Source organism: Paenibacillus guangzhouensis (assembly GCF_009363075.1).
In the GTDB taxonomy this organism is placed as follows: Bacteria; Bacillota; Bacilli; order Paenibacillales; family Paenibacillaceae; genus Paenibacillus_K; species Paenibacillus_K guangzhouensis.
Genome location: NZ_CP045293.1, coordinates 6849313 through 6861099, shown reverse-complemented (window position 1 = coordinate 6861099; position 11787 = coordinate 6849313). Strand labels below are relative to the sequence as shown.

13 protein-coding genes are annotated in these 11787 nt (G+C 46.7%); all 13 read right to left on the bottom strand.

Annotated elements, in window-relative coordinates; genetic code table 11:
- Positions 1–68 precede the first annotated feature (68 nt).
- The 13 genes from GCU39_RS30865 to GCU39_RS30810 all read right to left on the bottom strand — a co-directional run bounded on the left by GCU39_RS30865 (position 69) and on the right by GCU39_RS30810 (position 11648).
- Positions 69–1400: a glycosyltransferase family 4 protein gene (locus GCU39_RS30865; protein ID WP_152396976.1), complete on the bottom strand. Its 1332-nt coding sequence runs from the start codon at positions 1398–1400 to the stop codon at positions 69–71.
- Between the two features lie 253 nt (positions 1401–1653).
- Positions 1654–2901, bottom strand: a complete 1248-nt coding sequence (locus tag GCU39_RS30860; RefSeq protein ID WP_152396975.1) for a CgeB family protein — start codon at positions 2899–2901, stop codon at positions 1654–1656.
- A 49-nt stretch (positions 2902–2950) separates the two neighbouring features.
- Complete coding sequence (locus tag GCU39_RS30855) at positions 2951–4057, bottom strand: CgeB family protein (RefSeq protein ID WP_152396974.1); 1107 nt, start codon at positions 4055–4057, stop codon at positions 2951–2953.
- A 159-nt stretch (positions 4058–4216) separates the two neighbouring features.
- Complete coding sequence (locus tag GCU39_RS30850; protein ID WP_152396973.1) at positions 4217–4540, bottom strand: hypothetical protein; 324 nt, start codon at positions 4538–4540, stop codon at positions 4217–4219.
- Between the two features lie 275 nt (positions 4541–4815).
- Positions 4816–5178 carry an alpha-helical endospore appendage domain-containing protein gene (locus GCU39_RS30845; protein ID WP_152396972.1) on the bottom strand — a complete coding sequence of 121 codons (363 nt, stop codon included), beginning with the start codon at positions 5176–5178 and terminating at the stop codon, positions 4816–4818.
- 33 nt (positions 5179–5211) lie between these two features.
- Positions 5212–5499, bottom strand: coding sequence for a nucleoside-diphosphate sugar epimerase (locus tag GCU39_RS30840; protein ID WP_152396971.1), 288 nt, complete (start codon positions 5497–5499; stop codon positions 5212–5214).
- Between the two features lie 417 nt (positions 5500–5916).
- A complete protein-coding gene (locus GCU39_RS30835) occupies positions 5917–7266 on the bottom strand; it encodes a glycosyltransferase family 2 protein (RefSeq protein WP_152396970.1) in 1350 nt (449 codons plus the stop codon).
- Positions 7267–7294: 28 nt separating this feature from the next.
- Positions 7295–8185, bottom strand: a complete 891-nt coding sequence (locus GCU39_RS30830) for a GT-D fold domain-containing protein (protein WP_227793387.1) — start codon at positions 8183–8185, stop codon at positions 7295–7297.
- A gap of 20 nt (positions 8186–8205) precedes the next feature.
- On the bottom strand, positions 8206–8469 hold the full coding sequence (locus tag GCU39_RS31695; RefSeq protein WP_193726696.1) for a hypothetical protein: 264 nt from the start codon (positions 8467–8469) through the stop codon (positions 8206–8208).
- Positions 8470–8476: 7 nt separating this feature from the next.
- The gene (locus GCU39_RS30825) at positions 8477–9208 is read right to left on the bottom strand and encodes a sugar phosphate nucleotidyltransferase (protein ID WP_152396969.1); all 732 of its coding nucleotides are present in this window, start codon (positions 9206–9208) and stop codon (positions 8477–8479) included.
- A 28-nt stretch (positions 9209–9236) separates the two neighbouring features.
- The gene (locus GCU39_RS30820; RefSeq protein WP_152396968.1) at positions 9237–9974 is read right to left on the bottom strand and encodes a glycosyltransferase family 2 protein; all 738 of its coding nucleotides are present in this window, start codon (positions 9972–9974) and stop codon (positions 9237–9239) included.
- Positions 9971–10843, bottom strand: coding sequence for a glycosyltransferase family 2 protein (locus tag GCU39_RS30815; RefSeq protein ID WP_152396967.1), 873 nt, complete (start codon positions 10841–10843; stop codon positions 9971–9973). The genes GCU39_RS30820 and GCU39_RS30815 overlap by 4 nt, the downstream gene beginning before the upstream one ends.
- 4 nt (positions 10844–10847) lie before the next feature.
- Positions 10848–11648 carry a glycosyltransferase family 2 protein gene (locus tag GCU39_RS30810; protein WP_227793386.1) on the bottom strand — a complete coding sequence of 267 codons (801 nt, stop codon included), beginning with the start codon at positions 11646–11648 and terminating at the stop codon, positions 10848–10850.
- Positions 11649–11787: the final 139 nt, after the last annotated feature.

The following is an 11787-nucleotide window of genomic DNA, read 5'->3' as shown; positions in this document are numbered from 1 at the left end:
GTTGCAATCACCTCTTAGCATAAATTGAGAGAACATGAGTGGTGAACGGAGCAACACGGAGGTGATCGTTACCTGCGTCTACCGCTCTTATTCCTCCGGGAGGAGCGTTTCCGTTTGACTCGAATGACCCGTTTACGCTTCTTTCCTTTTGCCGATGTCTTCGTTCTCTTCACGCGGCTCATCTTCTTTGCGGCTCGAACTGAGCTTGCTGCCGGACTTTTCTTAACATGCAACTCCGGTTTGGCTAGCACGTTCTGAAGGTCCATTCGATACTTATCGATACCGAACGCAGCCTGCACGTGAAGATGATTACGCGCTCCCACCTGATGCACTCTGAAGGGATGACTAAGCAGATCGCGTACACAAGCTGCTAACCCATCGATATCCCCAACGTCTACCAGGTACTCGCTGTTACCTGTTGCTTGCAAGATTTCACTCAGCCCGCCAGAACGATAAGCAATAACCGGCTTGCCGAAGATAAGTCCCTCGAGCGCCGTCATACCGAATCCTTCATGACTTAGAGAGGGCACGACGACGATGTCCATGGCTGGATATACAGCTTGAATGTTCGCTTCAAAACGAATGAAATGAAATCGATGAAAATATTTTGAATTCTGGATTAATGAAATACATTTCTGAAAATACGTCTCATCTTTTGGTTTCCCGATGATGACAAATTCGGTGAAACTGTATTCCTCACAAATTTGCAGCGCCATTTTGATAAAATGATAAAGCCCTTTACTTGGATAAATGTAAGAGGAGATATACCCGATAAGCATGCTGGATTCTTGAATACGAAGCTGTTTGCGTTTGGAGATTCGGTTATGCCCCCACGCTTCCGGCTGCAGTTCCTCCATGCGCCAAGATGGTGGGAGAATGGTGATCTTTTTCCTTACATCCTCACCTACAAAAGACCGCACCGTAGCTTCTGATATGCCGAGAATGACATCAGCGTTCTGATGAATAATCTCAACCGAGAGATGCGTCCATTCATTCTGCTCCATGGTCTCGGTAATCTGCCATATGGTTGGAATCCCAAGGCTTTTGGCAGCTACGACAGGCAGTGCATGAACACATGTGTTCGTCATCACAATATCGGGATTGTTCGTGCGTAATAAATAGAGGATATGGCCCCAGGCATCTTTTTGCTTCAATAACTCAAGTTCGGCCTTAATATAATCCGTGGGTTGATAGATCAGATACAGCAGTGGGCAAGGCAGGATGATAATCTCGGCCCCGAGAGCTCTTGCTTGATGCGTTAAGGCTCCTTCATTCGGTACGACAATCACGCAATGATATTGGGGCAGTATTTCTTGTACAAAGAACAAGAGCAGCTTCTCGGCTCCCGTAATATAAATTGCGTTGCAAATGTGTGAGAACAACATTATTTTCGGCTTCATAATTTAGCCCCGTTTCATGAAATCCAGTGCTCATGTGTTCAAAAAGACGGAAAGTCAGCTTTTTGAACTACCTCTGCATGAACAGGTATCGTTACCCCCCTTTCATGTGGTAGTACAATATATTAGAAGGGCGATCGCATCGGCACGACACTTGAACCGTACACATTCGTACAAATTTCCACTTTGTCCCATTTCAATCATGAAAGAACCCGGTATAACTTGCGTCATACCGGGAGAGGGCCTCATCTGTTGCTTATGATTCGAAGATCATCGATAGCATATAATCGATACGCTTGTTATATGAATGCTCGCGAAGCGTACGCGACAAAGCGCGTAGCGCAATTTCCCGACGTTCTTTCTCATGCGTTAAATAAAAATCGATTTTATCCTTTAGCTCTTGCGGCGAAGAATACGTCTCGATTTCAACACCAGGCGTATAGAACCGAGCCAGGTCACTACGGACGTCCGTTAGTTGCAACGTACCCGACGCAGAGATCTCAAAGGTACGAATATTCGGTGAAATAGCCTGTATTCTGCTTGCATTGTTATTCACGCTGTCATCCTCGTATGAACGGTGCATGTTAATCACAATTTTGGATCCGTTGTAGACATCGGACGTTTCTTGCGGTCCCATCCATTTGTCCAGTTCAATTTTCCCCTTGATGGACGAATAATCCCGAAGTCGATCCCACCAGAGACCGGAAATCGTCACGTTCTTATCTTGCAAGTAAGGCGTCAATTCATCAAAGAAGGCGATTCGATTCCAATACCCAGACCCAATAAAACTAATGTCGCGGCGGACCGGAGCTAATGTCGTTAGCGGACGGTATTGTCCCAAATGAAATCCAAACGGTAAATAATGAACATTAGGATTGCCCAGCGCTTGATAATACGGAACACAGTTTAATTCCAGCGTAAAAACATGGTCGTAATGCGGAACCATCTTTGAAGTGAAATCCGTATAGTACGGGTCATCCGTTAGCCATATTGCCGTGCGAATGCCGAGCGATCGAACCGCTTGAATCTGTTCAATCGGCAGTTCCATCCCATCCAGCGCCAGTACAAGATCCGGATTCAATTCTGCGGCTTGCGAGGCAATCGGTTGTCTCGGATCGGTTGGTGTAACTCTAGCAACCATCCCCTGCAGGGTCGAAATGATTGCTTCATCAAGCGGAGAATATGGAAATCCTTTACCCGACGCTACGTACATGACATGAATGGGGCGTACCCTTGGAGGATCTTGAATCGTGTTCATAATCACATTGGCGCGTCCCCGCAAATATCCTTCATCGAACCCACGATCAAACCCGGTATCTCTACCTTGTCTTCTGACTTCATCGACAATATCTCTTGCATGATTTGTTTCTGTTTTTGGTGAGATCGTTATTCGGATTTTTCTCTTGGATTTCGATTTTGATTTGCTACGCGTTTTCGTTCCTACCGAATAACGGCTGATCAGGGATTTAGGTACGGATACGCCCGTTGTAAAACGAAATGTCATAACGCCACTCCTTCACACACGAAATATTAGGGGATTACGATGAAACCCGCTACGAACGAAAGACGATATCCAATAAACGCTCTAGTCTATCGGTATACATATGTTTCCGCCTTGTCGTATGGAGACCTCGAAGTGCGATTCGAATTCGCTCTTCTTCATGTTGTAAGTAATATTCAATTTTTTGCTGCAGCTCTTCAGGAGTCGAGAATGTCTCGATGTCATATCCTGGCCGATATAGTAGGCTTAAATCATCACGCACATCGGTAATTTGCAGCGTCCCGCACCCTGAAATTTCGTAGGTTCGCGGGTTGATCGAAGTGCCGATAATATTCCTGCTGTTGTTGTTATCGGATCCCGCTTCCGTAGGACGATGAATGTTGATTACAACTTTGGCTCCATTATAATAATTTGTCGTTTCTTCAATCGGAACCCAGCCGTGTCTAATTCGGTCTTTAAGAAGATCATACCGACTTAAGCGATCCCAATGTCCGCCAGCAATAACCGTTTTCTTGTCTGCCAAATAAGGAGCTAGCGTGTCAAACAACGACACACGATTCCAGAAGGCGTTGCCAATGAAGCATATATCTGACAAGTACTGCGTTGCGACATGTTTGGGATGAAATGTCACAGGGGACATCGCTAAAGGCAAGTAGTGGACTTGACTGCAGCCAAGTTCCTTATAGAAGGAAACACAGTTCTGCTCATGGGTAAAGATGTAATCGTAGTGATGCACATTGCTTGCGGTATAGTCCGTAAAATAAGGGTCGTCGGCTAGCCATAACGCGGTCTTGATTCCCAATTGGCGGATTTGGTCCATGTGGTCATGATGTTCTGGTGGAAACACATGCAAGCCATTCATGACTAACACCAAATCCGGCCTTTCTCTTGGAACAACCGACATCATCTCTGCGCTGCCTGCAACAATCAGATCCTTCACCAGCCCCCGGAGAGACTCTGTTATTCCCAAGTCGATGGCATCAAAACCTTGCGGAATATACACGACCTTCATGTTACGAACAGGATGGTGCTCCTCCGGAATTCGATTGAGAACCGCTTGGCAACTTCCCAGCCGATAGCCATTCGAATACCCAAGCTGATACCCTTCATTCCTTCCACTGTTCGAATAACGATGAATTGCCTTCTCCACTTCATTCATCCTGTCTATAGTTAAATTAATAGGTCTATACTATATATGCTGAGCAGACATTTGCATCATGGACGAATAACCAAGTTCCTCCAAAATTGGCGAATGACCCATATGAAATGGGTGAATTAAAAAAGAGGTATCTCACTGTATGAGATACCTCTTTTTGTTCTATTGATTGCTGTACTCTTGCTTATGACCATCCTCGAAGCCTTGTGCAAATCCAGCATTAAACCCTTCATTATATGCTTGGTCGAACTCTTTATTAAATACTTGGCCGTGATGCTCGGGGTTACCGATCAGCGCCGAATTCACACGGCGCTTTCTTACCACTTTACGAAGGCGCTTTTTCCCTGCTATTTTTTTTCGTAGGTTTCGTTTGAAAAGACGCTTAGATTGAGATTTTAGCTTTTTTTTAAGCAAAGGACTCTTAGCTTTTCTTAGTCTTCCTTTTTTCTTCAGCACTTTTTTTTTGATTTTTACAATCTTGGCCATACCTATTTTCCTCCTGTACTCCTCGGGTGATGTTCGTTGTCCGAATGTAGGCAGCATTGGTCCATGGCGTTGTAGGAGTTCCCTTTTTTTGTCGTTGCGTGAAACGAATTCCTGGTGCCAGTCGACACAGCGCACTCTGATAATCGGTCAGTACTTGAATATTGTCGCATAGTTTTTTGGCAAGCTCTTTCGAGACGTCTTGCCCCGCGACATCCGCCACCGACTCTAATATCCGTGATAACGCGCTCTGGCTTCTGGCAACAGCGTTCACAAAATTAACCCTTGCGGTCCATTCCTGGCGATGAAGATCCATCATCGAAATCTCCCATTCCAAACTGGTCTTCAAACCCGCCGCCAAATCCCCCTTCGGCTTCCCGACTTAGAACAACCTTTAAATTGTGCGCAAGTCCGTTCTCCAGTTTCGTTAATCCGTCGATCACATCCACCAGTTGATCGTGAATGCCGAGTGACTCTTTGAGCAATTCCGTATGGCTCGTGAAGGCATGCTCCGATAAATGATTAAGCGCCCAGTTGCGAACCTTCTCAGCTTCTACGGCTTTCGCCTCGAGAATCATTGCAACATTCCACTGCATCCTTGCGGAAGCTTCCAGCATTTGAAGAAACGCTTGTTCTCTCATGTCTCACAACCTCTGCAATCCATTGTCTGGTTTTTATTCTTCTTGCCGCTCACCGATTTCTTTCATGACATGGGTCAGATTTTCGGCCATCGCTTCCTGCAAATCCGCAATAACGTTCAGATAAGAGACGATGCTTTTCGTAATCATCCCCGAGCCTTCAATCAGCCCGCTTACACCCTCGAAATTCGGATGTTGATCAGGAATCGCATGAATAATTTGTGCCATCCGAACCGCTACATGACGCTTTGCTTCAATAATCGAAGCCATATGCTGCTGTGAATTCGACATATGCAAAATGATATCTGTTATTTTGTTCTGCACGGGAACCCCCCTCCCTAATTGGAAAATCAACAAAGAGAGCCCTTAGCACTACCTTTTACAGCATATGCTGGCAAATGTACCGTGCTACAGAGCATTCGCCCAGATCACAGACGATTATCTATGTGGGTAAGCAACCTACAAATGTGAATTCAATAAGTCGGCATTTCAGCACCGAGAAGGTTGCGAGAACCTGAAGAAGGAGAAACGGAGTTTAGGCGAAACCTAAATGAGTACCGGACTTAGAAGGTGAACGCAAGATTCGATGTCGGATATGCTTCTTGAATGACTTCGTGATGTATAAACCTTTATCAAAGCAAATTCTAGAGTGAGCGACCGCGATCGTAATGTAGGTTTAGACGCCAATCAGAAAGAACATCACTTTCTGATGCGGACAAATGCTGCCTTTTCGAATAACCTCTACAAGTGATGATCTCGAATAAGTGGAGGGGCAATGATCGGAAGCCCTTCCGCGAATTGATTCAATTGGTCATCCATCCAAGCCGTGCGAGGACGATCTTGCAAATGCCAACGGCGGGCAGCATACTCATTCGTTATACGTCTTTTCGTGCGTCCTTCCAGCTGATATAACGTTCCGTTTGCACTTTCTACGACGACACCCGAATGGTCCTCAATCCCATCTGGAGAGGGTAAGCCTGCATGATCCCATCGTGATTTCACATGGTCAATCGAGACTTCAGCTCCTGTCGGCCAATAACGTAGTTCAAGCTGGGACAACGGGGTAATCGGCGGCGATTGATTCCCTGCGGTATCGAATGGATGCTTCTCTCCGTTCTCAATCCAATACAACTGTGGTCCGATTCCTTTAATGACAATATGTGATGGATAGAAATCTTTCGTCGATCGTTTCTGAGGGACCATACCATACATTTCAGCCATTAGCTTCACTTGATATATGAGATCATAGGGGTTACTCCATTTTTGCGAAAAAAACATATGATTCCGATCGTTCACGGCATGGAATTGCGTGCCAAGTTCCTTCATACTCTGGCTTCCGAAATGATGAATGAACGTATCGCGGGCGATCATCAACGCAAGATTCTGAAGGCGGACGCGGACGACCCAATCGTCATCTTCGAAATTGCCGACTTCGTAGCCCTCATCCATGTAACCGGTTTGTTCTAATAAAGAACGGCGAAACAGGAAGCAGAACCCGACGAGGCGGTCTGTTCGCTGCCATTTGCTCGCATCAGAGGCATTATATCGCTTCGCGAATTGATGCATATCTGCAATGGTGCTGTACGGTACATCTATTCGTTGATCACCGCTCACATAATTGGTCGTAGGCCCAACAACCCCAATCCGTTCATCACTGTGCAGACATCGAAGCATGTTCGAGAGCCAGTTCTGCGTGACGATAATATCGTTGTTAAGCACAACAATCGTCTTGCCCTTGGCCATCATAAGCCCGATATTAACAGCGCCTGCGAACCCGCGGTTATGATCATCCATATGGTAACGAATTTCCATCGCAGATGATTTTAAGTAATCGCGTGTTCCATCCGTCGAACCATTATCCACGACAATAATTTCGTACGGAACCTCTGTATATTTACGAATGCTATCGATGCACTGACGCAAGAAATCCAATTTATTATAAGTAGGAATGATAATGCTTGTGCCTTCGAACAGGATGGAGAACCTGGATAGACCGGTCTGGAAGCCTTCCTGGTATCCCGCTTCAAATCCAACTTGATATTGATTTTGTATCTGCATAGATCCCGTCTTCTTCTGCTTGGTCTTTAACATCCCGTTCCACCTCCATTCTGATCTGCATTTAGATCGGTTGTCCCTTGGCGATTTTGTCGGCTAAATGGCCAAAATCAATCGCTACCCGCCCTAGCTCTGTCGCAATGCGTTCCGTAATAATAACGGCAGGAATACCCGCTGCTACGAGTGCGATATCAAATGAATGTTGCGCAATTTCTCCAATAACACGGTCCACATCACGTATCCCATGTACTGGCGTAACGATCCCAATGATCGAGATGCCTCGTGAGGCAAGCACTGGCGCGAGGGCCGGCGCCTCATTACCGACGAGTAGAACACGGCGCCCCTCGAGCAACAACGCTAAATACCCCAATTGATAGAACAAATAATTGATGGTCGATAGGGTCATCCGCAAATCGCGGTAATCAATGCCGTGGGCTCGCAAAGCAGGAAACAGCAATCCTTGGAAATTCCGCATGCGTGAGATTGGAATCCCTACAATCGTCGCCCTTTTGATAGAATCAGCGAGTATCGTTCGGCCATGATGATCCGGCAAATTGACACCTGCATAGGATAGGAAAGGGCCATCCGCGCGAGCCTGCTCCGTACTTATAACTAAATCATGCGCGAGCGTCAGCATCTCGCCATCGCCTAACCGTACGAGCGACATTGGTTGGTTCGACTCGATCGCTGCCTGCATTTCGTGATAAATCGTAAACGGATCAACTAAAGGCTGCAGCTGATGCTGCACTTGCCCAAGTCCAAGTCGAATGACTTCACGCACATCGATATCCGGCAAGACGTTGAATACGGGAATCATCTGAGCGAGAATCCCTTCACCGCCTTCATAGTAACCCGCATCGAATCCACGATCATATGAACTGCGACTGTGTCCATCGTGCCCACCTTGCTTCTGATCGTCCTCCTGCACGGAAGGTAGTTCTTCATTTTCGGTCATCTCTTGCGCGAGCCTATGACTTAGGGTGTGATTCTCTTTGGCGTGATGCCTCTTACGCAGATAAGCCACGCTAGTTCGTTTCTTTGTGTACGACTTATAACCGAATTTATGAGAAACAGCCCATCGCTTTTTTCGGATTTTCTGCGGTTTGTACGAATTTTTTCCAGCTTTGCTGCGTACTGCTTTTGTGGTGCGATTTCTTTTTGATAGAACGAGCATACCGTCACCCCGCTTTCTTTTTTACCACATTCGTAATCGACTTCTCGGCAATTGACCGCGATCATTCAGCTGTTACAGCTTCAAACCCCGAAGCTTTCTACCCGCTTCATCTAAAGAATCAAATGTACCCGCGTCTGTCCACCAACCTCGAAGAATATCGAATTGCAGACGGCCTAACTTGGCATATACATTATTTACATCTGTAATTTCTAATTCTCCACGGGCAGATGGCGCAATTTGAGAAATGGCTTCGAATACGTACGAATCATACATATAGATACCGGTTACGCAATAATTGGATTGCGGATTTTTCGGTTTCTCTTCGATGTATTGAATAAGGTTGGGTTGGCTCATATGGAACACAGGCACCCCGTACCGCTTGGGATCATTCACATGCTTCAACAGAACACGTGCACTTCCGGAAGGTTGCTGATTAAATGCATCTACATAAGGTGTCAAATCGTCATGAAACAAATTATCGCCAAGCAGCACGACGAATCGATCCTGAGCCGATACGAAGCTTCGCGCTAAATTCAATGCTTGGGCGATTCCTCCGGCGCTCTCTTGAATTTTGTAGGAAATATTAACGCCCCATTCTTCTCCGCTTCCTAAGAAATTTGTATATAGACCCGCGGATGATTTGCCGACGATCAGCAGAATATCTTGGATTCCCGCTTTCCTCATACGTTCAATCCCGTAGCAAATCATTGGAAATCTCCCGACGGGCAGCAAGTGTTTATTAATCAATTTTGTTAGCGGAAATAAACGTGATCCCGTTCCGCCGGCTAGAATAATGCCTTTCACGAAAATCCCTCCCTCTCGGAATTCATTTTTATATAAAAATGTGAGGATCTACATGCCATTTGTTCTTGAATATGGCGTAATTTCGATCTATCAATTGACGCAACGCAGCACTCGGATGCTCATTAAAGCTGGCGCTGCCATGATGATGAACGAGCGTGTCGCCGCAGATGAACAGGTGATAACCATTGATTCTTGCGCGATAGCAATAATCATCATCTTCGAAATGCCCCGGCGAAAATTGTTCATCCAAATACCCGATTCGCTCCATTAATTCACGTTTGAATAAAAAACAAAAGCCAACAAGCCGCTCGACTTGCCGCCATTTGGAAGGATCTGATTGATTGACTTCATAAGCAATACGTTGAAACTCATCCAAGCTATGGTAGGGATAGACCACTTTCTGACGTCCGCTCACATAGTTCGCCATCGGGCCAACAATACCAACGTGCTCATGCTGATTCAGCAGCGTAAGCATATTCGATAACCATCGATGCGATACAATCACATCGTTGTTCAGTAAGAGCAGCGCATCGCCCCGAGCGGCACGCAGACCATAGTTACAGGCGATTGGGAAGCCAGTATTATGGGGAAGTGAAATAAACGTCAGTTTTTCCCTTCGGCAATAATCAATTGTGTCGTCCGTCGAGGCATTATCCACGATGATCAGCTCATACGGTACTTCTGTATACTTGCGAACAGAGGCGACACATGCTTCAAGATGCCTCTGGCCATTGTAGGTTGGAATGATGATGCTTGTCGTCCTCATCGACCGTTCCTCCTTGAGGCTATTCGTTTACGCGAATGATCCGGCAGAGACATCCGGCTTCCTAATACATCGATCGCTTCACGAATCGCCTCGAGATGATCACCGATAATGAGCTCTGCAACAGGATTAACGTGTCCGACATTGATCTGGCGCGTTTTGTTCCGTTCAATAACATTGACGGAGCAACAGACTTCAACGCGTAATCCTCTCATTATCGCGATCGCCTGCGCCTTCGGCGGAACCATCAGATGAGGATATCCGATCGTCTCCAAGGCTCTGCGAGAAAGTGCATGAGGAACGGCTGTCATGGAATTTACCTTTAAATCCCCTCTCCCTAGACTCCGGTTAAGAAATTCTTTGCAATGGCTGAGGGCATCACGGCGATCAAAGGTGGACAAATACGGGGTGATATCATTTAGCGCCACATCCACACCCGCTTGCACGGCATGCACGAACGGGGCTAAGGCATGCGCCGGGATCGGTATGTCACCATCGAGGAAGAGCAGAATATCGGATACAGCCATTTTAGCGCCGATCGCTCGGCCTACATCGTGTCCAATCGGATCCGGATAGTGGATGATTTTCGCGATGGGTACCTTGCGTGCGATATCATAACTGCGATCCGTGCAGCCATTCATCACGAGGATGATTTCATGAACCTGCAGCTTCATCAGCTCGTGAAGAACCGCCTCTAAGGAATCTTCCTCATTACAGACCGATAATATTGCCGATACCGTACGAGTTGGCGGGTCGAACTTAGGGGTGGCAGGAATGACGCTACGCGATAATAACGGTCGACTGGATCGTTTCTTTTTGATGCTAGAAGCCCGATTCTGCTTGGATGAGAGCACCCTTCTTCGCTTTCTCATCTTCTCACCTCACGATCTCTCGTTGCCTTGTTAAATCCGTGAATCCCCCCCGCGCCCCCCGTTGTCTGCTTAGCCAATCCATCGTTTCCAGATGATCTCCTACGATTAACTTCTCTAACGGATCCCCCTGTTTATGGCGAACGCGAATTGGATTTAATCGGCCCACATTAATGCGCTTAACCGCTCTGACGTTAAGTCCGCTCTGGATCGCGATGGCATGGGCGAGCGGCGGAATGGATAACTGGGAAGATTGAATGACTTCTAATGCGCGCCTGCTAATCGCATGCGGGACGGCAGTCATCGATGCCCCTTTTAAGTCCGATCTAGACAGCATCACATTTAGCACATGCTTGGCTAATACGACCCCGTGCACAACGCTTTTATGTGTCGGTCCCGAGTAATCATTGAGCGCTACATCCGTTCCATCCGCCACGGCCCTCACAAAAGGCTGTAATTGTTTGTGGGAGATGATCATATCTCCATCAATGAACAACAAGATTTGTCCCTTTGCCGCATTCGCTCCAATGCTTCGGCCCACATCATGTCCTAACGGCTCATCGTATGCAAGCATCGTGACCCGTTGAGCCCTCACAATGCGTTTCGTTCCGTCCCTTGACCCGTTCACAACGACAATTACTTCGGTATTCGGATGTATTTTCTTCGCTTCTCGAATGACTTTCGCAATCGTGCGCCGTTCGTTCATGGCAGGAATAATTACGGAAAGATACGGTGTCTGGGACTGGGATCGGAAGGTGTGAGCACGTTGACGGGGTTTGGTCTTACGCTTCCGAGCGTTTACAATCAAAGTCGATTCACCTCCTATGGAGAGAAGAGTCCCTTGTACTATCCTTGACCTATACACAAGACATTTTATGTTGTGCATTGGTTTATGTAACGGCAGTTGTACTGATGCTGATGGGAGAACCCCCGCCTTTCCTTGCCAT

Bases quoted from the DNA above. Each gene is read 5' to 3' on its own strand.
- GCU39_RS30830 (WP_227793387.1), bottom strand. From the start codon at position 8,185: ATGACCGAAAATGAAGAACTACCTTCCGTGCAGGAGGACGATCAGAAG.
- GCU39_RS30820 (WP_152396968.1), bottom strand. From the start codon at position 9,974: ATGAGGACGACAAGCATCATCATTCCAACCTACAATGGCCAGAGGCAT.
- GCU39_RS30865 (WP_152396976.1), bottom strand. From the start codon at position 1,400: ATGAAGCCGAAAATAATGTTGTTCTCACACATTTGCAACGCAATTTAT.
- GCU39_RS30850 (WP_152396973.1), bottom strand. From the start codon at position 4,540: ATGGCCAAGATTGTAAAAATCAAAAAAAAAGTGCTGAAGAAAAAAGGA.
- GCU39_RS30845 (WP_152396972.1), bottom strand. From the start codon at position 5,178: ATGAGAGAACAAGCGTTTCTTCAAATGCTGGAAGCTTCCGCAAGGATG.
- GCU39_RS30860 (WP_152396975.1), bottom strand. From the start codon at position 2,901: ATGACATTTCGTTTTACAACGGGCGTATCCGTACCTAAATCCCTGATC.
- GCU39_RS31695 (WP_193726696.1), bottom strand. From the start codon at position 8,469: ATGATCGCGGTCAATTGCCGAGAAGTCGATTACGAATGTGGTAAAAAA.
- GCU39_RS30855 (WP_152396974.1), bottom strand. From the start codon at position 4,057: ATGAATGAAGTGGAGAAGGCAATTCATCGTTATTCGAACAGTGGAAGG.
- GCU39_RS30815 (WP_152396967.1), bottom strand. From the start codon at position 10,843: ATGAGAAAGCGAAGAAGGGTGCTCTCATCCAAGCAGAATCGGGCTTCT.
- GCU39_RS30835 (WP_152396970.1), bottom strand. From the start codon at position 7,266: ATGTTAAAGACCAAGCAGAAGAAGACGGGATCTATGCAGATACAAAAT.